Below are 25,111 nucleotides of genomic sequence, written 5' to 3'. Positions count from 1 at the left end.
CGAAACTATGCGCATCGACACCCCTAAATAGACTGGAGAAAAGGCATGACCAAAAGGTCCACCAAGTCCAACGCGCTCGTCCCGACCGGCAGGCATAAGGCGCCCGTCAAACGAAAGGCTGCCACGCTTGCGGTTACGCCCGCGACGGACGACACGCTGCTGTCGATCGTCGACTCCGAACTCGCTCTGGCAAAACTAATCGGCGTTGGAGGCGAAGTCGCGCGAGAGGGCGGCGTCGGTCTCGTCACCGGCCGCGCCTATGCAACTCGCGAATGCGTCGTTCCCGCAGAAGAAATTTTCTACGATCAGGCTGCTCGGCCCGGTGGTAAGGGGGTGTGGCTCGGAGAAGCGGACAAGGTCAGCTGGCGCGATACGGCGAGTGGATACGACTGCATCATGTTGCGTAACACGGACAATGGCTTTCTCTGCGGATATGTCGGCATTCCGAAGGATCACCCTCTCTGGGGCTGGGATGCAAACGCAGTTCCGCCGGACATAGGGATCGATGTGCATGGCGGTTTGACTTATTCAAGACTGTGCGAAGAAGGTCCGAGTCCGACGCGTCGGTTAGCCGTCGAGGCGCGACGCATCTGCCACGTGACACTAAGACCGGCGGTTTACCATCCGGTCGAACATGCAACCGACCACCGCGTCGAAGATTCGCATGCGTGGTGGTTCGGCTTCAGTTGCGATCATGCCTACGATCTTATTCCGAGCGATGGGCCGAATTCCTCCGGATCGAAATCTTCGGAGCTTGCACGGATCTATCGGGACGATGCCTATGTTGCCAGGGAAACGATCGCCCTCGCGGCTCAGCTGCGAGCGATCGCCGAAGGCGGCGCGGCGCCCCCGCGCGATGGCGGGCCACCGCCGCTCGGCCTCGATCCCCGTCGGGGAGGTGGCCGTGGGCGACTTTGATCGCCACGTCGGCGAACTCCCGTGGGGCTGGTGGCTTCGAGCCAATCCGCGCGGCTTCGAGGATGAGGCTGGGCGAAATTGGGCAAGCGTCAGGGACGCCTTCTGGGAAGGTGAACTTGGCTTCCCGCCGGTCCACTTCGTGCCCGAGCAGCATGAACTGATGCTGAGGGTGATGACCGCGATCGATGCGAGCTGGTTTGGCACGGAGAGCAAACACGATGTTTTCGGCGGGGACATGATGTTCTGGCGTTTCTATCAGTGCTGGCTCGCCAGCATCGGAATGGTCGGGAATTCGAACGGGAGGGATTTTCTCGGCGGGGGACTGACCTCGTTGGGCAAGTCGGTCCTCATGATGCTGCAGGCCACGCGCGAGCCGGAATTCGAGCGCTTGCCAATGTCGGCGGTGGTCGCCGCGGTAAGTGCGAGCAAAGGGCTCGACGCCGAGGCACGCGAGCGGGCGCTGATCACCTTTGAGCAGGAGGTTGGGTTTCGTCGCCATCTGTTCGAGCGCGAAGATTTGGGACGTCGTTACCTGGTGACGTTGACCGGACTTAAGGTTGGCGCGCGGATGCCGACCCGCAATATCGCGTGGTCGCAGTCCTTCGCCGATGCAAAATCGCGTGATGACCTATTCGCCTGGCTCGCCGAGCGGGTGCACCGTTGGGATGATTGGGGTGAAATCGCCTACCGAAAGGGCGCGTCTGCGCTGACAAGCCATTTGTTGTCGGTCATCATCGGAGCGGGCGGTCTGCCTCGATGACCGATCAACTCTCGGAGAGTGCAATTTAGGAATCCTCAATTCGCCGAAGCTCGGCGCTGAGCTCTGAGGCGGCCGCCGTCGAAGCATCGCAACAGGTAACCTCTAGTCGCCTTCTTCAAGTGCACAAATCAAGGAAATTTCGCGTAATCGGTGGACCTTCGCATTGTTGCGCCGGACACGATCGCCCCTCCGGAAATTTCGCATTGCCTCAATGCTTGTCGTTCAATCGAACAAGCCGGTCCATTCTTGTGCACCGTAGGTGCATCTCAAATGAAACCGGACAGCAATATGGCGCGCCCGGCAGGATTCGAACCTGCGACCACCCGCTTAGAAGGCGGGTGCTCTATCCAGCTGAGCTACGGGCGCGTGCACGAGGCTGTGGGCAGCGCGAATAGCGCGGTTTGCGTATGCTGCAAAGCACGTTAAGCAGCGGCTGCATGTCTGACTCTCCTTCCCTGACGAACAAGCCGGTCGCGGTCAGCGCCGCCAGCGTGCGTCACTTCCGCTATTACGACCTTTTGATGGCGGCGTTCGTCGCAATACTGTTGTTGTCGAACATCATCGGAGCGTCAAAACCCAGCTACGTTACGCTGCCGGACGGCACGCAATGGGCGTTCGGTGCCGGGGTCCTGTTCTTTCCGATCAGCTATATCATCGGCGACGTGCTGACCGAGGTCTATGGCTATGCCCGCGCCCGGCGTGTCATCTGGACGGGGTTCGCCGCGCTCGCCTTCATGGCGTTCATGGCATGGATCGTCGTAGCATTGCCGCCCGCCGACGGCTGGCCCGGACAGGCGAGCTACGAGTTCGTCTTCGGCAATAGCTGGCGCATCGTCATCGCGTCGATGACGGCCTTTTGCGTGGGCGAATTTGCAAACTCCTATGTGCTGGCACGAATGAAACTATGGACCGGCGGCAAGCAATTATGGGCGCGGACGATCGGGTCTACAATTGTCGGTCAGGGTCTCGACAGCCTGATTTTCTATCCGCTCGCCTTTTACGGCCTGGCCGGCTGGCCGCCCGAGCAGCTTTACGAAGTCGTCCTGTCGCAATGGCTGATCAAGACCGCGTGGGAAGCCGCACTGACGCCCGCAACCTATGTGGTCGTGGGCGCGTTGAAGCGGCGCGAAGGTGTCGATGTGTTCGACGAAGGCACCGATTTCAACCCGTTCGGCGCCAAGGTTTGATCCCATGACTCTCATCGAAATCGCCTCGCTGTTCGAGGCGCGAAAAGGCTCGGTCATCGACGCTACCGGGCTCGATAAGGACGCGCTGCATATCTATTTCGGGTTGGCGTTGTTCCTCACCATCCGGCTCGTGTGGCGCTGGCGTGGCGGCTGGATCGTTGCCTGGCTCGCGGTAATTGCGATGGCCTGCGGCGGCGAATGGCTGGACATGACGGCCGAAGTCGGACGATCGGCAATCCAGCCCGACCCCGCGCATTGGCACGACATCTGGAACACGGCCTTCTGGCCTACTGTCCTGCTAATCGTCGGTCGCTGGCTTCAACCTAAAGCAAAAGTCCCGGCCGCCGCGCCGGAACCCACCTCAGGCGAGGACGCCGAGCGCCGCTTCGAACATGCGTAGTCCGTCGGTGCCGCCATGCGCGCGATCGATCGCGCGCTCGGGGTGCGGCATCATACCGAGCACATTGCCGGCGTCATTGAGCACGCCCGCGATATCGCGCGCCGATCCATTGACACTGTCGGCGTAGCGGAAGGCGACGCGCCCCTCACCCTCGATCCGGTCGAGCGTGCCTGCGTCCGCGAAATAATTGCCGTCATGATGTGCGACGGGAATGTTGATTTCTTCGCCCGCGTTATAGCTCGCGGTGAACAGCGACTGGCTGTTCTCGACCTTCAACGGTACGGTACGGCACACGAAGTTGAGGCCGGCATTGCGCATCAATGCGCCGGGCAGCAACTGCGCTTCGGTCAACACCTGAAAGCCGTTGCACACGCCGAGCACGGGAACGCCGCGGCCCGCGGTGTCCGAGACCGCGCGCAGGATCGGCGACCGCGCGGCCATCGCGCCCGAACGGAGATAATCGCCATAGGAAAAGCCGCCCGGCAGCGCGATGAAGTCGATGCCATCCGGCAGTTCGGTCTCGCGATGCCACACCATCGCGGGGGCGCGGCCGGTCACCTGCTCCAGCGCAACGGCCATGTCGCGATCGCAGTTGGAACCCGGAAAGACAATAACGGCGGTCTTCATGGCTTGGGCTCCTGTTACGGGCGTTCGATACGGTAGTTTTCGATCACCGTGTTGGCGAGCAGCTTGGCGCACATCGCGTCAAGGTCGGCATCGCTCGTGCCGTCGGCGACGTCGAGTTCGATGAAGCGGCCCGCACGGACATCGGCAACGCCGCCGAAACCAAGCCCCTCAAGCGCATGATGGATCGCCTTGCCCTGCGGGTCGAGCACCCCTGGCTTGAGCGTCACATAGACATTCACTTTCATGGGGGCGGACCTTTGCTTTGACGGGCGGAGAATATGCGCGCGCCTATGCCCGCGAATCACTTCGGGGGCAAGGGCCGGAGGACCGGCCGATCGCTGAAAAATGCCGTTGTTCGGATTGCGAACCAGTCGCATCTTTCCTGTTGCGAATCCCTCGCACTATCCCTAAATCAGCATTGTTGAGAAGGATTCGCACATGGTCGTCTGTGTCTGCAACGCAATAAGGGAAAGCCAGCTGCGTGATGTCGCGCGCGATGGCCAATTGCGGTGCGCCAAGGCCGCCTATGCGCAATTGGGTCGCAAACCCAAGTGCGGCCAGTGCCTGCCTTTCGCTCGCAATATCATCAGCGACGTCGCCGCGACCGCCTGATTTTTCTTGGTTTTCCGCCATTTTTGACCTTGGCCTGAAGGGGCTGGGGCGCGTATAATGCGCCCACTCCATTCCAAGACAAAAATGACAGGACAGACACCATGAAGGGCGACGAAAAGGTCATCGATTTTCTGAACGAGGCGCTCAAGAACGAGCTGACCGCGATCAACCAATATTGGCTGCATTATCGAATGCTCGACAATTGGGGCGTGGCGAAGCTCGCAGCGTTCGAACGCGAAGAATCGATCGACGAGATGAAGCACGCCGACAAGCTGGCCGACCGCATCCTCTTCCTCGGCGGCCTTCCCAATTTCCAGATGCTCGGGCGCCTCCGCGTCGGCGAGACGGTCGAAGAGATTTTGAAGGCCGACCTCGCGCTCGAAGAAGAAGCGCTCCCGCTGCTTAAGGATGCAATCGCGCATTCGGAAAGCGTACGCGACTATGTCAGCCGCGACCTGTTCGCCGACATTCTCGAAAGCGAAGAGCATCATGTCGACGAACTGGAAAAGCAGTTCGAGATGATCGAACGCATGGGTATCGCAAATTATATCCAGCTCCAGTCGAAGCCGGTGAGCGACGACTGAGTGATTCGGCGACGGAAAGGGCATGTCCACACCCTAAGTCGTTGAGAAGAGAGGCGCTTTCGGGCGCCTCTTTTTTCGCTTGTATTTGCGAATAATTCTCAATAGCAAGGTGGGGCAGTCCCCTCCTGCCGGCCGCTGCAACTTAAAGCTGCGCTTTAAAGCGGCCGGCATCTTTTTAAAAACGGGACGGACGGACTGCATGGGCCGGGAGAAACGAACCTCATGCAAAGCAGCGAGCTGATCCGCCAATTGTCCGAACAGCCGCTGGTGCGCGATTTGACCGTCGAAGCAGCGCAGGCTGTGCTCGCCCTCAGATACTGCATTCTATGCCGCCGCAGCGAACGCGACCCGATGCCCGAACTCGAACGGCGATGGGGCAATATCCTCGCCGCGCGCCGCTATCGCCTTGTGGTCGAAGCGATCGGCCATGTCTGGCCCGAACCCTTTGCGGTCGCCCCGCCCTGCTGCCCGCGCGTCAGTTTCGACGAAGCGCTGCTCGCCGCAATCGTCGGCGCTGCCTCGCGCAGCGACCGCGTTCAATTCGACTGGCTGACCGCCGAGATGCTCGGCAGCGACGCGCGGGAGATGCTGTTCGTCGCACTCGAGAATTTCATCCGCGCCCGCGCCCCGGGGCGAGTGTAGCGTCCGTTGTGGGGTGGTGAGCTGACATCCCATTTTCGTCACCCCGGACTTGATCCGGGGTCCCGCTTGAGGTCCAAGCCGGTCGATGCGCAAGAAAAGCGGGATCCCGGGTCAAGCCCGGGATGACGATAGGGAGAGGGCCGCAATCGGCCGAAAACTGCCCCTTCGCTGCCTAATCGCTCGCGACCGGCTCTACGTCCAGGAAACCCTGCTCGCACACCGGGCTGTCATCTCCGGCGAGGCAGTCCGACCAGCGATATAATTTCTCGATGCGAATGGTTGGACCGTCGGACCCGCCGCCGCCCATGCCGATAAATTGCTTGCCTATGACCTCCCCGATGATCGTGACATTGCTGTGCGCATGTATCAGGTCGGCATCATAGACGCCCGGTCCACAGGCGACGAAGGTCTGGTAGGTCGGTTCGGGTGTCCAGCGCGGCTCACCATAATCGCCGCTCCGCGCGAAGAGGATCGTCAGGCAAGGTCCGTCGATGGCATAGACGCCGCCCGCCCAGCGCACGCGCTTGCCGATATGCTGTTCGCCCAGCGCGTCGTCGGGCGTCAGCGGGGCAACCTCGGCCGTCCGCAAGGCTTCGATCTGCCGCAGGAGTTCGGCTTGTCCATCCACTTCCTTGGGTTCGGACGGCCGGGTCCAGGCGGCGGTGGCGCCCAGCGCAAGCAACGCGAAAAGCGCAGCCGCCCCGATGGCGCGGGAACCGACAGGATTTCTCTTCGACCACAACACGGCTCGCAGCCTGTTATTTGCCCGCCTTGTCGCTAACCGCCTTGATCACCAGCGCCTTGTCATCGACCAGATAGCGCTTCGCGAGAGCCTGCAACTCAGCCGGCGTCGCCGCCTCGACCTCGCCGATCCCCTTACGGCTGCGGTCGAGGCGATCGGCGTGGCTTGCCGCTTCCGAAACATAGTTCAGCCAATAGCTGTTCTCACGCCGCGATTTGACCATCGCTTCGAGCAACGGCTTACGCGCACGATCGAGCAGGTCGGCGTCGACGGGTTTGTCGCGCAATTCCTTGGCGATGGCGAAGATCGCGGCGCGCGTTGTCGCGAGATCCTTGTAGTCGACGTTGCTCGCAGCGAAAAGATGGCCATAGCCCGGAAACTCGTCCGACAAGCTTGCCGCCGCTCCGGGGCTGTAGCTTTCACCTAGCTTTTCGCGCAATTCTTCGGTCAGCATTAGCTGCATCACGCGCGACAACAGGGTGAGCTGCATCGCTTCGGCCAGGTCGCTGTCGTCGCGCGCCGGCCAATATACGCGCAGTTCCGCTTGTTCGGCGGGCCCCTTGTGGATCAACGTGCGTTCGCTGCGGTCGGTCGCATATTGGCGAATACGGGCATCGGCGCGCGGATCGAAGGCCGCACGCCGCTCAGGCAGCGCACCGAAGGTCGCGGCGATGGCGTCGATCGCCGACTGTTCGCCGATATCCCCGACGACGCCGATCTCGATCGCGCCATGCGCGAAGCTGTCGGCGACGACGGGCTTGAGCTGCGCCCAGTCGAGCGCCATCACCTTTTCGAGCGGCGGGGTCTGCGAGCGTGGGTCGTCATTGGCAAGAATGCCGCCGACATCGCGCCCTAGCACTGCCGCCGGCGTCGCGTCGTTCGCCGCATATTGCTGAGGCAGCACGCGGCGGATCAACGCGAGCCCGTCGGCGCGGTATCCGGGGTGCGTAAGATAGGCCGCCATCAGCTTGGCCTGCAGCGCGAAATCCTCGGGCGAGGTCAGCGCGCTACCGCCAAAGGCATCGGTGGAGTTGCCGAAGACCGGGCTGATCGTCTTGCCTGCAAGGATCGAGCGCAGATCGTCGAGGCTGTGCGCCTCGAGCCCGCCGAGCATCAGCGACCCCGCAAGCGACACCTTCGTCGGATCGTCTCGCGTCGCGAGCAGGTTACCGCCGTCGACGCGCAGCGACAGCATGACCTTGTCCTTCTGGAAATCGGTCGTCTTGATGTTGAGCATCACATTATTGGCAAAGCGGATGCGGCGGATACCAAGATCCTCGACGCGTTCGTCGCTGACGATTTTGCCCGGGGTACCGAAACTATCGTAGGCAAAGGCAGCATTCGCCGCCTCGGTCGGTGCAGCGACGGCAACCTTGGTCGATGCCCGCAAATCGGCGAGGATCGCGGCCGTGCCGCCCTCGATCGGCTTTTTCGCCGAGACGCGCGCGAGCGGCGCACTCAGACCTTCCATTCGCTTGCGAAAAGCCGCGGTGACCGCTGCGGCGTTCAGCGAAGGCGCCGCCGCTTCGAACAATGCCTGCGACGTTTCCGGACGCACGAAGACGAAATCGCCCTCGGCCGCCGCGATCAGCGTATCGGCCAGGCCGTCGCTGCGCCGCGTCGTGACGCCCGCAACGGCATTTTTGAACGCGGTGCGGCGGTTCGCGATCTGCTCGTCGACCTCGGCCTGTGTAAAGCCATGCTCGACCGCGCGACGCTGTTCCTGCTCGACGAGCGCGAGCGCCTCTTTCCACGCGCCTTCCTTGGCGACCGCGCCGATGGTGACTTGATCGAATTTCTTCCACCCTTCGGCGTCGCTGAAATAGCCGGTCAGGATCGGCGAATCCTCATTCAGCGCGATCTTTGCGAGCCGGCGGCTGATGATCGCCTCACCGACGTCCTCGGCAAGCTTGCGCGCACGCTTCGCTTTGGTGTCGGGCTCGTCCACCCAAGGCTTGAAGCTTGCGATCGTCACAGAATCCTGGATCGCGGGATCGACGAAATCGTCCGCCGCGGATGCCCGCTTATAGTCGACATTGCCGATATCCGGGTCGGCACCGGCGGGGCCGCGCCCTTTCCAATCGGCAAAGCGCGCCTTGATCTTCGCCTCCACCGCCGCAGGATCGAAATCGCCGACCATCACCAACGTCGCGCGTTCGGGGCGGTAATAGCGCTCGTAAAGGTCACGGATACGCGATGCGGGCGCGGTCTTGATCACCTCCTCGGTCCCGACGGGGATGCGGTTCGCAACCGTCATTCCCTTCATCTGGAAATCGAGCTGGTCGATCAGATTGCGCAGTTGATAGGTATCGCGCGCGCGCCGCTCGGACAGGATGATCCCGCGCTCGCGGTCGACCGCGGCGGGATCGATCGTCAGATTACCGCCCGTCTCGCGCATCAGCATCAGGCCCGTGTCGATCAGATCGTCCGATGCGTTGGGCAGGTCGAGCTTGTAGATCGTCTCATCGAAGCCGGTCGACGCATTGGTATCGGCGCCGAACGCCAGCCCTTTGCGTTCGAGCAGCTTGATCATCTCGCCCTCGGGCACGTTGGTCGATCCGTTGAACGCCATATGTTCGAGGAAGTGCGCGAGGCCGCGCTGGTCTTCGGCCTCTGCGAAGCTGCCGACCGCGAAGCGCATGCGCAGCACGACGCTGTCCTTGGGCGTGCTGTTCTTCAGCAGCGCATATTTCATCCCGTTGGGCAGCACGCCGAAGATGATGTTCGGGTCGACCGGCACGTCGCTCGCCGCGAAGTTCCACGCCTTGGCCGCCTCGCTCTGCGGATTGACCGCCGCCGATGCGGCAACCTTTACGGCCGCTTCTCTGGCCCAGGCCGGGGCGGTGCTGGCGATGAGGAAAACGAGGGGCGACAGCGCGGTCGAAGCACGCCGGACAAAGGACTTGGTCATTCGCCAGATGTGGCCACCGCCCTGCGGGCGGTCAAGCCAGTGTTACGCGACCCGGCCGATGCTTTCGACAGACGACGTCTTCTCGCGATCGGCGGCTTTCGCAGCATAGAGTGCGCGGTCGGCAACCTCGAGCAATTTGCGCGCGCTGTCGCCATGTTCGGGCCAGCTCGCGGTGCCGATTCCCGCGCCGACGCCGATCGACCGGCCGCCGATGCGGTAGGGCGCGGCGAGCGCGGAAAGAACATGGTCGGCGAGCGATGTTTTGAGCAGGATCGACCCGGCGGGGACGAGGATCGCAAATTCATCGCCGCCTTGGCGCGCGACCACCGCATGATCGCCGCATGCGCGCCGCAGACGCTCGGCGAGTTCGCACAAGACGCCGTCGCCGATAGCGTGGCCGTGCTGGTCGTTGATCGGCTTGAAGCCGTTGAGATCGAGCAGCGCGATCGCAAACGGGCTCGACGCGTCGCCTTTCGCAATTTCCTCGTCGAGCCGCATGTCGAACTCGCGGCGATTGGCGAGGCCGGTCAGCGGATCGGTGTGCGCAAGGTCGCGCATCTGATGCTGAAGCTGGAGCAGGTCGATGAGTTGGTCATGCTGCTGAAGAATCATGCGGAGCAGGAAGATCGTGGCGACGACCAGGCTGGTGCCCGCAGCGATTTCGGGCGGGTTACCCGACGTCAGCATCAGGAACGAAATCGGCACAAGCCCGATCAGCAGGTTGATGAAGGTCGCCAGGCGGATCGACGACAGGCAATAAGCGGTCGCGAGCGAGCCCATCGCCATGATCATCGCATAATAGCTGTGCGTCGAGGGCGGAGCGGCCATCCAGTTGATCACCGTCCAGCTACTGCACATCGCGCCCGTCGTTCCCGACAGCCACATCGATTCCTTGATCATCCTCCGCGCGCGGCGCAGGCTCATTCGCCGGCCGCGATTGTGCATCAGAAAAATGAAGCCGAGCAAACCGATGATCGCGAGCGTAACCGGAAAGCCGATGCGGACGATCGGGTGAACCGTGTCGACGCCCGCATAGATGGCGGTCGGCGTCGTCGCCGCCAGCATCAGGAACAGCATCGGGGTCAGCGTTTCGACGCGATTGGCGCGCAGCAAGGCGACGTCGTCCCGAATCGCATCCGGAATCGGCGGAAAAAAGCGCGTCCGCAGCCAGTGATAGACCCCCGTCATAGGGGCTGGATAGCAAGCGCAAGTAAAGCAGGGGTTAAGGAATGAAAACCTGTCTTATCACTTACCTAACGGCTCCGCACGGGCACATGGCTTGCGAAATATTAACCATGTTTAGCGATAGCGACCGCCGAATTTATCGCGCCCGACAGGAGCAACGCCATGTCTTATCCGATGACGCCTTTGACTTCACCCGCCGCCGCGCCGACCGTGCCGATGCCGGCAAGCGATCCCACGCTGCCGCAGAATGACACGCCTGCCGAGCAGGCCGCGCGCGCCGCGCAGCTCACCGCGACGCAGGCGGTCTACACATGGACGACCGAAATCCCGACCCTGCCCGGCGTTCCACTCGCGACCGATGTGCCGAAGAGTGACGAGCCGACGATCGCCTGGTTCGTGATCCTGATCGGCGTCGGGCTCGGCATCGTGCGCAACGCGCTGACGGTAAAGCTGGGCGCCGTCGACAAGGGCGAACTTAACAGTCCGCGTGCCGAGTATGAGGCGGCATTGGTCGAGTGCGACGCGATCGAAACCTCGGCGGCGAAGATCGCGGCCGAACATGGCGTCCACACCGGTGGCAATATTTTCGAGCGCATGATCGGCGATGTCGAAAATGCGGTCGCCGCCGCGGAGCGTGATGCGCATGTCGCTTTGCTCAAGGGTTATAAGGACCGCCTCGAAGAACTGATGAAGGTCGAAGACGCCGACGGCCTCGGCAGCAAGACCCCGCGCAGCATTGAGGCGTATCGCGCACTGTTCGCGACGCTGCCGGTTCCGGGCATCAGCTATATGTTTCAGGACGATAACGAGTTCGCGCGCCTCCGCGTTCAAGGCCCGAACTGCATGTTGATCGCCGCGGTCGGCGATGCGTTGCCCGCCAATTTTCCGCTCAGCGCCGCGAAATATGCCGCCGTCGTCAATGGCGATACGCTGGCCGCCGCGCTGGCTGACGGACGCCTGTTCATGCTCGACTATGCCGCGCTCGCGGTGATCGACCCCGGCACTTATGGAACCGAGGCAAAATATATCTGGCAGCCGATGGCGCTGTTCGCGGTACCCCCGGGCGGATCGTCGCTGATTCCCGTCGCGATCCAGTGCGGACAGGATCCGGTCGACTATCCGATCTTCAGCCCCTCACCCGTTGCCGAGAAAATCTGGGGATGGGAAATGGCGAAGTTCGTCGTCCAGGTCGCCGACGGCAATTATCACGAGCTGTTCGCGCACCTTGCGCGCACGCATCTGGTGATCGAAGCCTTTGCGGTCGCGACGCACCGCCACCTCGCCGAAGTGCACCCGGTTTGGGCCCTGCTCGTCCCGCATTTCGAGGGCACCTTGTTCATCAACGAACAGGCGGCGACCTCGCTGATCGCGGCAGGCGGCCCGATCGACCATATTTTCGCGGGCACTATCGCATCGAGCCAGCTCGCCGCGGTCGATGCGCGCCTCGCTTTCGACTTTTATGGCAAGATGCTTCGCACCGACCTGTCTGCGCGCGGGGTCGGCGTCGATACTGCGCTTACCGACTATCCGTACCGCGACGACGCGCTGCTCGTGTGGGACGCGATCCACGAATGGGCGCGGCAATATGTCGACCTCTATTACGCCCATGACGCCGACGTCGTCGCCGACACCGAGCTGACGGCATGGGCGACGTGCCTCGCCGGCGAAGCCAAGATCAAAGGCTTCGGCCCCGTCACGACGCGCGCGCAGCTCGCCGAAATCTGTACGATGGTGATGTTCACCGCGAGCGCGCAGCATGCCGCGGTCAATTTCCCGCAAAAGAACATCATGGCCTTTGCGCCCGCCGTCACCGGCGCGGGCTGGCAGGCGGCACCGAACGGCCAGCGCGGGCACGACAAGCCGGGTTGGCTCGCGATGATGCCGCCGATGGCCCTCGCGCTCGAACAGCTCAATGTGCTCGAACTATTGGGGTCGGTGCATTATCGGCCGCTCGGCGATTATCGCAGCAACGCCTTTCCCTATCCGCTCTGGTTTCAGGATCCGCGCGTGACGGGGGCCGAGGGGCCGCTGGCATGGTTCCAGGCGGTGCTGCAGGGCGTCGAGGCGGAGATCGCCACGCGCAATGCCGAGCGGATGCAGCCTTATCCCTATCTGCAGCCGAGCCTGATCCCGACAAGCATCAATATCTAGTCAGACCAACCCCATCCGTTCGTGTCGAGCGAAGTCGAGACACCCCTAGGGGCAGCGCCAGGCCGAGAGGCATCTCGACTTCGCTCGATGCGAACGGGGATTAGAGAGCGAGTTGAAGCTCAGCTACCCTTTTTCTTCCGATGGCTCTCAAGGTCGAGCACCGCATTCTCGCTGCCCTCGGGCATCAGACCCAGCCGGCGCGCGACTTCCTGATAGGCCTCGACTTCGCCGCCAAGGTCGCGGCGGAAGCGGTCCTTGTCGAGCTTTTCATTCGTCGTCATGTCCCACAGACGGCAGCCGTCAGGGCTGATCTCGTCGGCGAGGATGATGCGGCTGAAGTCGCCTTCATAAAGGCGGCCGAATTCGAGCTTGAAGTCGACGAGGCGGATGCCGACCGCGGCGAACATGCCCGACATGAAGTCGTTGATGCGGATCGCCATGTCCTGAATGTCGTGAAGCTCGTCCTGGCTGCACCAGTTGAAGCAGGCGATATGCTCTTCGGCGACGAGCGGATCGCCCAGCGCGTCATCCTTGTAGCAATATTCGATCAGGGTGCGGGGAAGCTGCGTCCCTTCCTCGATGCCGAGGCGCTTCGACAGCGTTCCCGCGGCGACATTGCGCACGATCACTTCGATCGGCACGATCTCTACCTGGCGGATCAGCTGCTCGCGCATGTTGAGGCGGCGGATGAAGTGGGTCGGCACGCCGATATTGCCGAGCAGCGTGAACACATGCTCAGAAATTCGGTTGTTGAGCACGCCCTTGCCGTTGATCGTGCCGCGCTTCTGCGCGTTGAACGCAGTCGCGTCATCCTTGAAATACTGAATCAAAGTGCCCGGTTCGGGGCCTTCGTAAAGGATCTTGGCTTTGCCTTCGTAGATCTGGCGGCGACGGGCCATGGGCACAAACTTTCTGTCGGAACCAAATGAATGACCCCGGCAAAGCGACTCAGGCAGAGGCGCGGCGCCGGGGCGGTTGGGCGCCCTATAGCGGCAAAGGTCGGGCGCGTCATCCCCGGCATGACACCCTCTCCCCTTACGTTTACGTAAAGTGCTTGCGCTCGGGGCGCTCGCTTGCAAGGCTGTGCCAAACCAAGGAGAGAGATGGATGAGCTTCGACCAGATTCGCCTCGACAAGCATGAGGGTATCGCGCTGCTGACGCTGCACCGGCCCGACCGGATGAACGCCTTCACCACCGAAATGATGCTCGAAATCGTGGCGGCGCTCGACGAATGTGACGCCGACGATGGCGTGCGCGCGGTGATCTTCACCGGATCGGGCGACCGCGCCTATTGCGCCGGCGCCGACCTGGGCCAAGGTGCCGCGACCTTCGATTATGACAAGCGCACCGACAAGCAGGCAATCTTGCCCGACGGCATGTCGGCCAGTCCCGTTGCCGAAGACGGCACGATCGACTGGTCGCACCCGCTGATCCGCGATTCGGGCGGCCGCGTGTCGATGCGCATCTTTGACTGCAAAAAACCCGTGCTCGGTGCGATCAATGGCGCCGCGGTGGGTATCGGCGCGACGATGACGCTGTCGATGGACGCGCGCCTCGCCAGCGAAACCGCCCGCTATGGCTTCGTTTTCGCCCGCCGCGGGATTGTGCCCGAAGCGGCGTCGAGCTGGTTCCTGCCGCGCCTCGTTGGCATCCAAAACGCGGTCGACTGGTGCTATTCGGGGCGGCTGATCGACGCCGCCGAGGCGCATGACAAGGGCCTCGTCCAGTCGGTGCACGCCCCCGGCGAACTCATCGACGCCGCGATCGCCAAGGCGCGCGAACTCACCGAGCACAGCGCGCCGGTATCGGTCGCCCTCACCCGCCACATGCTGTGGCGGATGCTTGGCGCGCCGCACCCGATGAGCGCGCATCGCTGGGACAGCCGCGCGATCTTCGCGCGCGGGCGCAGCGCCGATGCCGCCGAGGGCGTGTCGAGCTTCCTTGAGAAGCGCCCCGCGAACTTCACCGTCAGCGTCGCGAACGATTATCCGTGGTTCGCCGAGTTCGAGGACACGCCGCCCTATAGCTGAGAGTTCAGCCCGCTGCGCTGCCGCGCTTCCTGAAATAGGGCCGGAAGAACATGTAGAGCCCGGAGAATATCAGCAGGAACAGCGGCGGCAGCGGCAAATAATAGACCCATTGGGCGGGCTCTTGCCCCGCCCCCAGCATGACGAAAATCGCTAGCACGATCGCCGAAAAGATAATCGATACCCAGCGGTGAAACTGCCGGATCCACAGACTCCAGTTCATAACTATCTCCCTGTTTCGATTATGCGCCGAGGCCCGCGACCACCTTCTCGAGATTTTCGAGGTGAATCTTCCAGCCACCCTTGGCACCGCCGAACGCCTGCTTCTGATCGGGGCGGAAACCGACCTGTTCCATGCGGAGCAAGGTGCCAGCGGCCGTCGGTTCGAGCGTGAATGTCACGGTGCTATCAAGCCGGTAGGCCGGGTCGTCGTGCGCGTAGTTCCATGTGTAGGAGAGGCTGCGGCCGGGCTCGACGTCGAGTATCTCACAATCGACATTGCCCCAGTCGCCGCGCAACTGAAAACGATGGCCGAGATCGAGGCCGAAGTCGTTTTTCATCAGCCATTCCTCGATCAGATGCTGCGTCGTCAGCGCGCGCCAGATCTTTTCGGGCGGATGCGGGATTTCACGCTCCACGGTCACGCTACGCACGTCGGTATCGGTCATTGATCCATCCTTTTGAGCAAATCTTCGAGATCGTCGAACCGCGCTTCCCAGAAGCGGTTCATGCGCCCGGTCCAGTCGACGAGCGGCGCGAGCGCGCGTTGCTGGGCGCTGTAATGCGTTTGGCGCCCCTCCTCCCGGCCCTCCACCAGCCCCGCCTGTTTGAGAATGCCGAGATGCTTCGAAACCGCGGGCTGCGATATGCCCGCGCCGGCGGTAAGTGCGCCGACCGTCTGTTCGCCGCCCAGGCAAAGCCGCTCGAACAGCGCACGCCGGCTGGGATCGGCGAGTGCCTTGAAAAGAAGGTCGGGCGATGTGTCGGTCATAATTCATAACTCTCTGGCTATGCGTTTCCAATAACCATATGGTTATGAGTGTCAAGCGCCGTCGTTATGCCGGGCGGGCCGCCGATCGGACGCTGGAGCGTACCATCGCCTTCACGTTAGATGCGGTGGTGAACATATCGGACGCCCCTCTCCGTCACTCCTCGCGTCGCTCGGTCTGTGCCGGGGTGCTGGCGGGGATAGTCGTCCCGTCCATCCGAATGACGAGGTCCCCCATGCCCAATCGCGCGATCAATCCCACCGGCGTCTCCTACGCGCAGGCGCATCTTGTCGAAAACCCGACGCGATGGCTGTTCGTCAGCGGCCAAATTCCCGTCGATGCGAAGGAGGAGGTGCCGGCGGCGTTCGAGGATCAGTGCCGGCTGGTCTGGCGCAACGTCGAAAAACAGCTCCTCGCTGCGGGGATGAATTTGCAGGACCTCGTCAAGGTCACCGTATTCCTGTCGGACCGCCGCTATCGCGAAGCGAACTACAAGGTGCGGCACGACGTGCTGGGCGGTCATTCGCCCGCGCTGACGATCATCATCGCCGACATCTACGATGCGGCGTGGTTGCTTGAGATCGAAGCGATCGCGGCCGTTTAGCCGAGCCCGTCAGCGATCCTTGTCGCGTTTCAGAATCAGCGCGGTCGTCGTATCCTCCACCCCTGCGATCAGCGCAATCCGGTCGCGCGCGGCGTTGAGCTGCGCCGAGTCCGCCGCCGCGATTTCAACGAGCAGATCGATCTCGCCGCTCAGCGAATAGCAGCGCGCAACCTCCGCCATCCCTGTCACCGCCGCAACGATCTCCGGCGAGGGCGTGCGCGCGAGCCGCAGTTGCAGGATCGCCGCGATCCCGCCTTCATCGACGATGCGCGCGTGATATCCGCCGATCGTTCCCGCGGCCTCCAGCTTCGACAATCGCTCGCGAACCGAACTGCGCGCCAGCCCGACGGTCGCCGCGATCGTCTTCAGCGGCAGGCGGGCATTGTCGCGCAGCATCGCCACAATTTGTCGGTCGATCGCGTCCATATCCTCTCCCCGCCGCCCTTTCGGCGCCGCCGCCGCCGATCGGACGATGGCCAAGCACCTGCACTCGGGCAAAGATCCTCAATGCTTCTGCTAGCGTCTTGCCGGAGAGAAAGTCCATGCCGTTTGCCAACCGCGCGCCGCCCCTCCTCTGCCTTACGGTGCTTGCCGGGTGCACCGCCGCCGCGGATACGCCCGGACCGGCTAGCGCGACGCTGTGGACTCCCGCTGCCATCTCGGGGCCCGGCTATGAATCCTCGCCAACCTTCACGCCGGACGGCCGGACGATGCTGTACCTTGCGGCGGACAAGGATTTCCGAAACTACCGGCTGATGCAGTCGCGCTGTGAAAACGGCGCTTGGGGAAAACCTGCGCCGCCGACCTTCGCCATGCCGTCGCCGGTGATCGAGGCCGATCCGTTCGTCACCCCCGACGGAAAGCGGCTCTATTATATCTCGTCGCGCCATGCGCCCGCGAAGGAGGACTTCGACATATGGTATGTCGAGCATACCACCGAGGGCGGCTGGGGCGAACCGCAGCGCCTGCCCGAACCCGTCAACTCGCCCGAGGCAGAGCTCCTCCCGCGCGCCGACGCCGCCGGCCGCCTCTATTTCGGATCGAGCCGCGCGGGCAGCGCGGGCGGCGGTGACATCTATGTCGCAACCGAAGTCCGGCCCGGCGAATGGAAGGTCGAAAATCTCGGCCCGCCGGTCAGCGCGGGCGGTTATGAATATGAGGCGGAGATTTCGCGCGACGGGCGGACGATGATCGCCGTGTCCGACCGCGGCGACCGGTCGCATCTCTATCGCTTCCGCCGCGAAGGCGATCGCTGGGTCGAAGTCGGTCGCATTCCGGCCGATCTTGACCAGTTTCAGGTCGGTCCATTGCTGTCGCCGACAGGCGATCGGCTACTCTTTGCGCAGCGATACGGCGACCGTTCGGGCGAGATGTTCGTCATCGATCTGGTGCCTGAACCAGACCGGTCGTGGCCATCCGACTGCCGCGATCAGGCGGCGTTATAGACGCGCCGCCCGCGATCTGCCGTCATGCTGTGCGTGCCCTTCAGCGCGAGCGAACGCGCCCGGATCGTTTCGACGCTGTGCCAGTTTGCCGTCACTCGCTCGGGTGCGAATTGGACAGTCACATAGCCCCGATCTGCAGTATTCGCCCATTTGAGTTGCGGCGACGCCCGGCGCAGCGCCGCGACGCGCGTTTCGTCGGAAACGCCGCGGATATAGCTTTCATAGCCCGGCGACGTGACGCTCTGTCCCGCGATCTCGATCCCCGCCGGCCGGCCATCCTCGGCGAGGTCGAAGGCCCAGGCGTTGTGCGTGTCGCCCGTCAGCGTGACGAGGTCGGCGTCGGCACGCTGCGCGGCGGCGAGCAAGCGGCTGCGCGCGGCGGGATAACCATCCCATGCGTCGAGGTTGAGCGGCAAGCCCGCCTTCGCCGCCAGCTGACCGGTTTCCACCCGCCGGCGGACATAGTCAGGCTGTTCACCCGCGAACCAGTCGCGTGTCTCGGGCGGAGTGAACAGCGTGCCCATCACGACCTGTTGAGCGCAGACCTGCCAGCGCGTACCCGCCTTGGTCGAAACCGCGAGCCCGTCGAACAGCCATTTCTCCTGTTCGGCGCCGAGCATCTGGCGCGCGGGGTCGCGATAGCCGGTTTCGGCAAACTGCTTAAGCTTCGCCGCGGCATCGCCGCCCCCTGTGACGATCTCGTCAATTTCGAATTGCCGGTCGCGCGCCGTCACGCGCGTTTCGGGAAGGAAGATCGTCGCGAGGTCGCCGACCTGATATTGGCGCCAGCGCTTGTCGGCGACGGGCATCCATTCGCGATAGGCGCGCTCGGCGGCGGCCATGCGCGCGGGCCATTCGCCCTCACCCTCATTGTGATTTTCGGCGCCGCCCTTCCAGACGTCGTTCGCGAATTCATGATCGTCCCATTGCGCGATCATCGGAAACATCTGGTGCAACTTCTGGAGGTCGGGGTCGGCACGATAGGCGGCATAGCGCAGCCGATAATCGGCAAGCGCGACGATCTCGTGCGCGGGCTGGATCTCGCGCCCCGGAAGCGCCTCTTTTGCTGACGGATAGTCGCCCGCCTTATACTCGTAGAGATAATCGCCGACATGCGCGACAAGGTCGATGTCGCCGCGCGCCGCGGCATGGCCATAGGCGGTGAACCAGCCGAACGGCATGTTCGAACAGGAAAAGAGCGCAAGGTTGAACGCCTTGGTCGATCCCTGCGGCAGGGTGCGCGTGCGGCCGGTCACCGACTTGGTGCCATCGGGGGCGACGAAGCGATAATGATACCAGCGGCCGGGCTTGAGCCCCTCGACGACCAGCTTTGCGGTATGATCGCGTTCGCCCGCCGCCACGACGCTGCCGCCCGCGACGACCCTTGAAAAATCCTCACTTTCCGACAGTTCGACGGTCAGCCTTGTGTCATTCGCCGCCGCATAGCGCGTCCACAACAGCACCGAATGCGCGCCCGGCTCTCCGCTTGCGACGCCGTGGGTAAAGCCCTGCGCCATCGCCGCCTGTGCCGCGCCGGGCAGCGACAGCGCGGCAAGCCCCGCCGTGCCAAGCTTGATGAGCAAACGGCGATCGATTTCGTTCCACAGCTGATGCATCGCATATCCTCCCGCGTCGCCGGGTCTGTGGCGCGTCTTTGTTACAGATTCGCGCCTATCCGCTGATCCCGAGCGCGAGCAGCAGAAGCATGAACCAGATTACCGAAAACAGGCTGAAAAAGAGCAGCAGCGCTGCGCGCACAAGCGATCCGAAGCGCGACGAGCGATAGGCGCCGCGAAGCTGGCGATACATATGGAAGGGCACATAGAGCATCGCAAAGAAAGTCGCGACATCGCCAATGATCGTTAGGTTCAGCAGGCGCACGACGACGAAGAGGAGCAGCATGAAGCTGATCGAGTAGGTGACGAAAACGAAATGGTCATAGGTGTGAAAGCGCCGGCTGAAAGGAAAGAGCAACCACATGAACGGCAGCGACAGCGGGATCAGCGCCCAGGCGAATTTATAGGCGTTCGCCTGCAATTTATAGAGGACGAGCGCGGGGTTCGCGAACGCCTTCTTCAGCCCGTGATCGATGAACGGCACCCCGGTATCGATCTTGTTCTGCGAAATGAAATCGGCGCTCGTCTTCACCTGCGTGACGGGGTTTTCGAGGACGGGCGGCCCCGCGGCGCGATCGGCAGCGCGTTCGGTCTTGCTGCGGCTGCGCGCAACGCCAAGATAGTCGGCGCTTTTTTGCAGCACATCGCGTTCGGTCTCCAACTCCCGGCGCTTGTCGGCGGACAGGTCCTTCCGGACCAGCTCGGCGTCGACCCGGTCGACCTCGGCCTGCATACTGTCCTTGATCGCGGTCGTGCGCGTCTGTTCGGCCGCCGCCTTGCTCAACCCCTCGCCGACCCCGCCGCCGCTGCCGACCATCGCGAGCACCGCATAGGTCAGAAAGACGGCGAACAGGAACAGCGCGAGCGGCGAGATGAAGCGCGCGCGTTCACCGTGGATATAGCGACGCGTCAGGTCGCCGGGCCGCCAACTGAGGAGTGGCAGCGTATTCCAGATCTTGCCTTCGAAATGAAAGATCGCGTGGACGAGGTCGTGTCCGATCGCGCTGAAACTGCGATGCACGTCCGCGCGCTGTCCGCAATGATGGCAATGCGAGCCCGCTAGGCTGGTGCCGCAATTCAGACAGCGCAGCGGCGCTTGGCCGTGCGCGGCACCACCGTGCCCTGGCTCGACCGTATGCCCCGCCAAACCGGCGGTCACCGCCGCCCCGATGCCTTCAATATCCCCGCTCATGACGCCCTGCCTAAAGGCGCGCGCGGCGGCACGCAACGGGACTTTCGCGGCCCGTGCAAAGCGTGATAGTGGCAGCGCCATGAACGCCGAAGCCCTCACCGCCCCGCCGATGCCCGGCGATGCCGTCGCCCTGATCGCCGACATGGGCGCGCGTGCGCGCGCCGCGTCGAAAGCGCTCGCGCTCGCGCCGACGGCGAACAAGGCCGCGGGACTGGTTGCTGCGGCATCGCAAATTCGTGCGCGGGCGGCCGACATTCTGGCCGCCAATGCCGAAGACATGGCCGCTGGACAAAAGAACGGCCTGTCCGGCGCGATGCTCGACCGGCTGCGGCTCGACGATGGACGGCTGGGCTCTATTGCAGATGCGATCGACGATGTTGCGGCGCTGCCCGACCCCTCGGGCGCCGAGATCGACCGCGTGACGCGGCCTAACGGTCTGGTGCTGAGTCGCGTGCGCGTGCCGCTCGGCGTTGTCGGCATCATCTATGAAAGCCGCCCCAATGTGACCGCCGATGCGGCGGCGCTCGGGCTGATGTCCGGCAACGCCGTGATCCTGCGCGGCGGCAGCGAGGCAGCGCATTCGAACCGCGCGATCCACGCGGCGTTCGCGGCGGGGCTGGTCGAGGTTGGGCTGCCCGCCGATGCGGTGCAGCTCGTCCCGACGCAGGACCGCGCTGCGGTTGGCGCGATGCTTCGCGCGCAGGGACTGATCGACATCATCATCCCGCGCGGCGGCAAGGGCCTCGTCGCGCGCGTGCAGGACGAGGCGCGCGTGCCCGTGCTCGCGCATCTCGACGGGATCAACCACCTGTATATCGACGGCGCCGCCGATCCCGCAAAAGCGGTCGAGCTTGCGGTCAACGCCAAGATGCGCCGCACCGGCGTCTGCGGCGCGACCGAGACGATCCTGATCGACCGCGCCTATCCCGCACCGCTCGCCATCATCGAGGCATTGGTGCAGGCGGGTTGCGAAGTGCGCGGCGACAAGGCCGTCGAGGCGCTGAGCCCGCATGTCGACGCCGCATCGGCCGGCGACTGGGACACCGAATATCTCGACGCGATCGTATCGATCGCCATGGTCGACGGACTTTCCGGCGCACTAGCACATATCGACGCGCATTCGAGCAAGCACACCGACGCGATCGTCACCGAGGATGCCGCGACCGCCGAGCGTTTCCTCACCGGCGTCGACAGCGCGATCGTGATGCACAATGCCTCGACGCAATTCGCCGACGGCGGTGAATTCGGCCTCGGCGCCGAAATCGGCATCGCCACCGGCCGCCTCCACGCCCGCGGGCCCGTCGCGCTCGAAGGGCTGACGACCTATAAATGGTTGGTACGTGGGACGGGGCAGGTCCGGCGTTGACGGCGACCAAACGCCTGTGGCGTCCCGTCGGCCCCAAGGAACTCGCGCTGATCGCCGCCAGCGGCATGCGCGAGTTCCCGCCAAGGCTTCCCGAACAACCGATTTTCTATCCGGTCACCACATTCGACTATGCGGTGAAAATCGCTCGTGACTGGAACGTCCCCGCGTCGGGATCCGGTTTTGTCACCGAGTTCGACGTCGCGACCGACTATCTCGCCGGCTACAAGATCGAGCAAGCGGGCGGGCACGCACATGAAGAATACTGGATTCCGGCGGAAAAATTGCCTGCGTTCAATGAAGCGATCGTCGGCCATATCCGAGTGGTGAAATCATTCCCCGAATGATCCCCACCGGCCTCCTCGGCGGCAGCTTCAATCCGGCGCATGGCGGCCATCGCGCGATCAGTTTGAATGCGATCGATGCGCTGGGGCTCGACGAGCTCTGGTGGCTGGTCTCTCCCGGCAATCCGCTGAAGCCCAAGGTGGGAATGGCGTCACTCCCTGCGCGCCTCGGTTCGGCGCAGCACATGGCGCAGCGGTCGCCGATTCGGGCGACGGCAATCGAGGCCGAACTCGGCACGCGCTACACGATCGATACGCTCAAAAAGCTCGTCCGGCGTTACCCGAACCGGCAGTTCATCTGGATCATGGGGGCCGACAATCTGGTCCAACTGCCCCAATGGCGCGACTGGCGGGGGATCGCCCGACTCATGCCGATTGCGGTTATCGCGCGTCCGGGCTATAATGACCGCGCCCATGCAAGACGTGCGATGGGTTGGCTTCGGCGCTTCGTCCGGCCCGTGGACCAGAAATTGCATTGGACGGACTGGAGACCGCCCGCCCTCGTGTTCCTGCGATTTTCGCCCGATGTGCGATCCGCAACTGCGATACGGCAGGCCAACCCCCGCTGGTTCGAACGCTATGAAGGCCGCGCAATGCGCGACCCGCTAACGCGTTCGCGGCTTGTGGACACGAACAGGAAAGGACGCATTTGATCTCCGCAACCCAGGATGCCGCCAATGGCGCCGCATCCGCCCAAAAGTCTTCGGACGCCAGCGTGGATACGCTCCACGCGCTGATCCTCCACCAACTGGATGAGGACCAGGCCCAGGAAACCATCTCCATCCCGCTTGCCGGTAAAAGCAGCATCGCCGATCATATGGTGATCGCGAGCGGCCGGTCGACGCGCCATGTCTCGGCCATCGCCGAGAAACTTGCGCAGCGTATCAAGCAGGAAGCGGGCCGCCAGGTTCGCGTCGAGGGACTGCCCAATGCCGATTGGGTGCTGCTCGATGCGGGCGACGTCATCGTCCACCTGTTCCGCCCCGAGGTCCGTAGCTTCTACAACCTCGAACGCATGTGGTCGTTCGGCGACGCGCCGCCGGTTGCCGCCGCAAATTGACGTCCGCCCCGCCTACCGGCTAGGCGGACGCTCATGTTGCTGCACATCATCGCGCGCGGGCGCATCGGGCGCGGGCCCGAGGCCGAGCTGGTCGAGCGCTATATGAAGCGCGTGACCTGGGCGCAGAAAATTTCGGAGCTTCCCGATACGGGCGGCCGCATGCCAGCTGCCGCCGACAACAGCCGCACTGTCCTGCTCGACGAGGGGGGCGACCAGATGTCGTCGCTCGAATTCGCGAGACTGCTCGAAAAATGGCGCGATGGTGGCGTCCGCGAGGCACGCTTTTGCCTCGGCGCTGCCGACGGTTTCACACCCGAGGAGCGCGAGGGCGCCGACAAGGTCATTGCCTTTGGCCGCGCGACCTGGCCGCATCTGATGGCGCGCGCGATGCTCGCCGAACAATTGTGGCGCGCGACGAGCATCGTCGCCGGCCACCCCTATCACCGCGAGGGTCGCCAATGAGGCGCGCCCTTTCAGCCATCGCGATGGCGGGCGTGTTCGCGGGCGGGGCGCTCGCGCTGGCGCAGAGCGACATTTTCGATCCGCAAGCGATCGCCGCGCGCGAGCGTACGCAGTTGATCGATGCCAAGCAGCAATCGGCGGCCGCTATGGCGCGCAGCGCGCTGCTCGAACGACAGGCCGTGGCGGCGAACAGTGAAGCCGACCGGCTGAAAAAGCGTAGCGCCGCGCTCGCCGCGCGCATCCAGTCTGCCGAGGCTGATATCAGCGCGGGCGAAGCGCGCGTCGCGCTCGTCACCCGCCGCCTGTCGGCACAGCGCGCCCGGCTTGCTCAGCAACAACAGCCCCTGCTCGAACTCGCCGCCTCGCTCCAGCAACTCAGCCGCCAGCCGCCGGTGAGCGTGCTCGCGCAGCCCGGCTCGCTTACCGACATGGTGCACGCACGCGCCGTGATCGACGCCGCGATGCCGGTGATCGAGCGCCGGACCGCCGGCGCGCGGCACGAACTCGCGATGCTGCAGACGGTGCGACGGCAACAGGCCGTAGCGCTGAAGTCGCTCTCGGCCAGCAAGGCGCAACTCGCACAGCGCCGCGATGCGCTGACGCGGCTCGAAAATGAAGGCCGGCTGCGCTCGCGCGAGCTGATGAGCAGCGCGCAGCTAGAGGCCGACCGCGCATTGGGGCTTGGTGAGAAGGCGCGCGATATTGTCGACCTGATGGACTCTCTCGAAGCCGACAGTGCGGTTCGCGCCGAGCTTGCGCAGCTCGCGGGCCCGCTGCCGCGTCCACGCAATCCGGAAGGCAGCATCGTGAATGCAGCGCCCCCGGCGGAGGCAGAGGCCGACCTTGCCCAGGGCGCCTATCGCTTGCCCGTCGTCGGACGCATCGTCGCGGGACTGGGGGAAGTCAATGAAAGCGGCGTGCGATCGCGCGGTGTCACCATCGCCGCGCGTCCGGGTGGGCAGGTCGTCGCCCCAGCGCCCGGCCGCGTCAGCTTTGCAGGCGACTATCGCGGCTATGGCAAGATCGTGATCATCGACCATGGCGGCGGCTGGGTGTCGTTGCTGACCGGCATGATCGCGCTGTCGGTCGGGGTTGGCGACACGCTCGATGCCGGCGCGCCGGTCGGCCGCGCGGGATCCGACGACAGCCGCATCACCGTCGAGCTGCGTCGCGCCGGGCGTCCGGTCGATATCGTCGCGATGATCGGCTGACCCGCGGCGTTAATCGCCCATTATGCTGCATTTCGGTAGAGCGATGCCGTGCTTGACGCCCGCAGATTTGCGTAGGAG

Annotated in this window: 29 protein-coding genes and 1 tRNA gene; 17 read left to right on the top strand and 13 right to left on the bottom strand. The window is 63.8% G+C overall.

Going from position 1 to position 25,111, the window contains the following annotated elements; translation table 11 throughout:
- Positions 1 to 45: 45 nt before the first annotated feature.
- Positions 46 to 918 (top strand): hypothetical protein, encoded by an 873-nt coding sequence (locus SC1_RS02325; RefSeq protein WP_062177055.1) that lies wholly within the window; start codon positions 46 to 48, stop codon positions 916 to 918.
- The gene (locus SC1_RS02320) at positions 905 to 1,678 is read left to right on the top strand and encodes a hypothetical protein (RefSeq protein ID WP_238586538.1); all 774 of its coding nucleotides are present in this window, start codon (positions 905 to 907) and stop codon (positions 1,676 to 1,678) included. The genes SC1_RS02325 and SC1_RS02320 overlap by 14 nt, the downstream gene beginning before the upstream one ends.
- A 289-nt stretch (positions 1,679 to 1,967) precedes the next feature.
- On the opposite strand, the gene SC1_RS02315 is transcribed toward SC1_RS02320, so the two are convergent.
- Positions 1,968 to 2,044, bottom strand: a tRNA-Arg gene (locus SC1_RS02315).
- Positions 2,045 to 2,115: 71 nt separating this feature from the next.
- On the opposite strand from SC1_RS02315, the gene SC1_RS02310 reads away from it, so the two are divergent.
- Together SC1_RS02310 and SC1_RS02305 are read left to right on the top strand one after the other, a co-directional pair.
- Positions 2,116 to 2,865 (top strand): queuosine precursor transporter, encoded by a 750-nt coding sequence (locus SC1_RS02310; protein ID WP_062177050.1) that lies wholly within the window; start codon positions 2,116 to 2,118, stop codon positions 2,863 to 2,865.
- 4 nt (positions 2,866 to 2,869) lie between these two features.
- Positions 2,870 to 3,265: a hypothetical protein gene (locus SC1_RS02305; RefSeq protein ID WP_062177048.1), complete on the top strand. Its 396-nt coding sequence runs from the start codon at positions 2,870 to 2,872 to the stop codon at positions 3,263 to 3,265.
- On the opposite strand, the gene purQ is transcribed toward SC1_RS02305, so the two are convergent.
- Positions 3,227 to 3,892, bottom strand: coding sequence for a phosphoribosylformylglycinamidine synthase subunit PurQ (gene purQ, locus SC1_RS02300; protein ID WP_062177045.1), 666 nt, complete (start codon positions 3,890 to 3,892; stop codon positions 3,227 to 3,229). The two genes, SC1_RS02305 and purQ, sit on opposite strands and share 39 nt — an antisense overlap.
- A gap of 14 nt (positions 3,893 to 3,906) precedes the next feature.
- Positions 3,907 to 4,137 (bottom strand): phosphoribosylformylglycinamidine synthase subunit PurS, encoded by a 231-nt coding sequence (gene purS, locus SC1_RS02295; protein WP_037513977.1) that lies wholly within the window; start codon positions 4,135 to 4,137, stop codon positions 3,907 to 3,909.
- A 193-nt stretch (positions 4,138 to 4,330) separates the two neighbouring features.
- On the opposite strand from purS, the gene SC1_RS02290 reads away from it, so the two are divergent.
- The 3 genes from SC1_RS02290 to SC1_RS02280 all read left to right on the top strand — a co-directional run bounded on the left by SC1_RS02290 (position 4,331) and on the right by SC1_RS02280 (position 5,730).
- The gene (locus SC1_RS02290; RefSeq protein ID WP_037513974.1) at positions 4,331 to 4,504 is read left to right on the top strand and encodes a bacterioferritin-associated ferredoxin; all 174 of its coding nucleotides are present in this window, start codon (positions 4,331 to 4,333) and stop codon (positions 4,502 to 4,504) included.
- 101 nt (positions 4,505 to 4,605) lie between these two features.
- The gene (gene bfr, locus SC1_RS02285; protein ID WP_062177042.1) at positions 4,606 to 5,088 is read left to right on the top strand and encodes a bacterioferritin; all 483 of its coding nucleotides are present in this window, start codon (positions 4,606 to 4,608) and stop codon (positions 5,086 to 5,088) included.
- 222 nt (positions 5,089 to 5,310) lie between these two features.
- Entirely contained in the window at positions 5,311 to 5,730 is a 420-nt protein-coding gene (locus SC1_RS02280) for a hypothetical protein (protein WP_062177039.1), read from the top strand.
- 172 nt (positions 5,731 to 5,902) lie between these two features.
- Here SC1_RS02280 and SC1_RS02275 read toward each other — a convergent pair whose 3' ends face one another.
- Genes SC1_RS02275 through SC1_RS02265 form a run of 3 tightly spaced genes read right to left on the bottom strand, consistent with a single transcriptional unit; the run spans position 5,903 to position 10,571 of the window.
- Positions 5,903 to 6,475 (bottom strand): Slp family lipoprotein, encoded by a 573-nt coding sequence (locus SC1_RS02275; protein ID WP_193749082.1) that lies wholly within the window; start codon positions 6,473 to 6,475, stop codon positions 5,903 to 5,905.
- Positions 6,476 to 6,488: 13 nt separating this feature from the next.
- Complete coding sequence (locus SC1_RS02270; RefSeq protein WP_062177033.1) at positions 6,489 to 9,383, bottom strand: pitrilysin family protein; 2,895 nt, start codon at positions 9,381 to 9,383, stop codon at positions 6,489 to 6,491.
- A 42-nt stretch (positions 9,384 to 9,425) separates the two neighbouring features.
- Positions 9,426 to 10,571 carry a diguanylate cyclase gene (locus SC1_RS02265; protein ID WP_238586537.1) on the bottom strand — a complete coding sequence of 382 codons (1,146 nt, stop codon included), beginning with the start codon at positions 10,569 to 10,571 and terminating at the stop codon, positions 9,426 to 9,428.
- A 159-nt stretch (positions 10,572 to 10,730) separates the two neighbouring features.
- Between SC1_RS02265 and SC1_RS02260 the strand changes: the two genes are divergently transcribed.
- Positions 10,731 to 12,719 (top strand): lipoxygenase family protein, encoded by a 1,989-nt coding sequence (locus SC1_RS02260; protein WP_062177027.1) that lies wholly within the window; start codon positions 10,731 to 10,733, stop codon positions 12,717 to 12,719.
- 119 nt (positions 12,720 to 12,838) lie between these two features.
- Here SC1_RS02260 and purC read toward each other — a convergent pair whose 3' ends face one another.
- Positions 12,839 to 13,618 (bottom strand): phosphoribosylaminoimidazolesuccinocarboxamide synthase, encoded by a 780-nt coding sequence (gene purC, locus SC1_RS02255; protein ID WP_062177026.1) that lies wholly within the window; start codon positions 13,616 to 13,618, stop codon positions 12,839 to 12,841.
- 208 nt (positions 13,619 to 13,826) lie between these two features.
- On the opposite strand from purC, the gene SC1_RS02250 reads away from it, so the two are divergent.
- Positions 13,827 to 14,750 (top strand): crotonase/enoyl-CoA hydratase family protein, encoded by a 924-nt coding sequence (locus SC1_RS02250; RefSeq protein WP_062177022.1) that lies wholly within the window; start codon positions 13,827 to 13,829, stop codon positions 14,748 to 14,750.
- 4 nt (positions 14,751 to 14,754) lie between these two features.
- Here the strand turns inward: SC1_RS02250 and SC1_RS02245 are convergent, their stop codons facing one another.
- The 3 genes from SC1_RS02245 to SC1_RS02235 are packed head-to-tail and all read right to left on the bottom strand — an operon-like array spanning position 14,755 to position 15,738.
- Positions 14,755 to 14,970 carry a hypothetical protein gene (locus SC1_RS02245; RefSeq protein WP_062177019.1) on the bottom strand — a complete coding sequence of 72 codons (216 nt, stop codon included), beginning with the start codon at positions 14,968 to 14,970 and terminating at the stop codon, positions 14,755 to 14,757.
- A gap of 19 nt (positions 14,971 to 14,989) precedes the next feature.
- A complete protein-coding gene (locus SC1_RS02240; protein WP_062177016.1) occupies positions 14,990 to 15,415 on the bottom strand; it encodes an SRPBCC domain-containing protein in 426 nt (141 codons plus the stop codon).
- A complete protein-coding gene (locus SC1_RS02235; protein WP_062177012.1) occupies positions 15,412 to 15,738 on the bottom strand; it encodes a helix-turn-helix transcriptional regulator in 327 nt (108 codons plus the stop codon). Before SC1_RS02235 ends, SC1_RS02240 begins: the two co-directional genes overlap by 4 nt.
- Before the next feature lie 233 nt (positions 15,739 to 15,971).
- Between SC1_RS02235 and SC1_RS02230 the strand changes: the two genes are divergently transcribed.
- Complete coding sequence (locus SC1_RS02230) at positions 15,972 to 16,340, top strand: RidA family protein (RefSeq protein WP_062177009.1); 369 nt, start codon at positions 15,972 to 15,974, stop codon at positions 16,338 to 16,340.
- A gap of 9 nt (positions 16,341 to 16,349) precedes the next feature.
- On the opposite strand, the gene SC1_RS02225 is transcribed toward SC1_RS02230, so the two are convergent.
- Entirely contained in the window at positions 16,350 to 16,820 is a 471-nt protein-coding gene (locus SC1_RS02225) for an Lrp/AsnC family transcriptional regulator (RefSeq protein ID WP_238586536.1), read from the bottom strand.
- A gap of 62 nt (positions 16,821 to 16,882) precedes the next feature.
- Between SC1_RS02225 and SC1_RS02220 the strand changes: the two genes are divergently transcribed.
- Entirely contained in the window at positions 16,883 to 17,785 is a 903-nt protein-coding gene (locus SC1_RS02220) for a TolB family protein (protein ID WP_062177003.1), read from the top strand.
- Here SC1_RS02220 and SC1_RS02215 read toward each other — a convergent pair.
- Both SC1_RS02215 and SC1_RS02210 read right to left on the bottom strand, forming a co-directional pair.
- The gene (locus tag SC1_RS02215) at positions 17,770 to 19,401 is read right to left on the bottom strand and encodes an alkaline phosphatase (protein WP_062177000.1); all 1,632 of its coding nucleotides are present in this window, start codon (positions 19,399 to 19,401) and stop codon (positions 17,770 to 17,772) included. The genes SC1_RS02220 and SC1_RS02215 overlap by 16 nt on opposite strands.
- 55 nt (positions 19,402 to 19,456) lie before the next feature.
- A complete protein-coding gene (locus SC1_RS02210; protein WP_062183395.1) occupies positions 19,457 to 20,593 on the bottom strand; it encodes a DUF3667 domain-containing protein in 1,137 nt (378 codons plus the stop codon).
- A 79-nt stretch (positions 20,594 to 20,672) separates the two neighbouring features.
- Between SC1_RS02210 and SC1_RS02205 the strand changes: the two genes are divergently transcribed.
- From SC1_RS02205 to SC1_RS02180, 6 genes are all read left to right on the top strand, one after another.
- Positions 20,673 to 21,959 (top strand): glutamate-5-semialdehyde dehydrogenase, encoded by a 1,287-nt coding sequence (locus SC1_RS02205; protein ID WP_083435628.1) that lies wholly within the window; start codon positions 20,673 to 20,675, stop codon positions 21,957 to 21,959.
- 65 nt (positions 21,960 to 22,024) lie between these two features.
- Positions 22,025 to 22,303: a hypothetical protein gene (locus tag SC1_RS02200; protein ID WP_202966773.1), complete on the top strand. Its 279-nt coding sequence runs from the start codon at positions 22,025 to 22,027 to the stop codon at positions 22,301 to 22,303.
- Positions 22,300 to 22,953, top strand: coding sequence for a nicotinate-nucleotide adenylyltransferase (locus SC1_RS02195; RefSeq protein ID WP_062176994.1), 654 nt, complete (start codon positions 22,300 to 22,302; stop codon positions 22,951 to 22,953). Before SC1_RS02200 ends, SC1_RS02195 begins: the two co-directional genes overlap by 4 nt.
- Positions 22,950 to 23,360: a ribosome silencing factor gene (rsfS, locus tag SC1_RS02190; protein ID WP_083435627.1), complete on the top strand. Its 411-nt coding sequence runs from the start codon at positions 22,950 to 22,952 to the stop codon at positions 23,358 to 23,360. The genes SC1_RS02195 and rsfS overlap by 4 nt, the downstream gene beginning before the upstream one ends.
- A 33-nt stretch (positions 23,361 to 23,393) precedes the next feature.
- Complete coding sequence (locus tag SC1_RS02185) at positions 23,394 to 23,822, top strand: 23S rRNA (pseudouridine(1915)-N(3))-methyltransferase RlmH (RefSeq protein WP_062176991.1); 429 nt, start codon at positions 23,394 to 23,396, stop codon at positions 23,820 to 23,822.
- Positions 23,819 to 25,033, top strand: coding sequence for a murein hydrolase activator EnvC (locus SC1_RS02180; protein ID WP_062176988.1), 1,215 nt, complete (start codon positions 23,819 to 23,821; stop codon positions 25,031 to 25,033). The genes SC1_RS02185 and SC1_RS02180 overlap by 4 nt, the downstream gene beginning before the upstream one ends.
- Positions 25,034 to 25,111 lie beyond the last annotated feature (78 nt).

The organism is Sphingopyxis sp. C-1 (assembly GCF_001047015.1).
Classification (GTDB): Bacteria; Pseudomonadota; Alphaproteobacteria; order Sphingomonadales; family Sphingomonadaceae; genus Sphingopyxis.
This window is presented reverse-complemented; position numbering and strand designations above follow the sequence as displayed.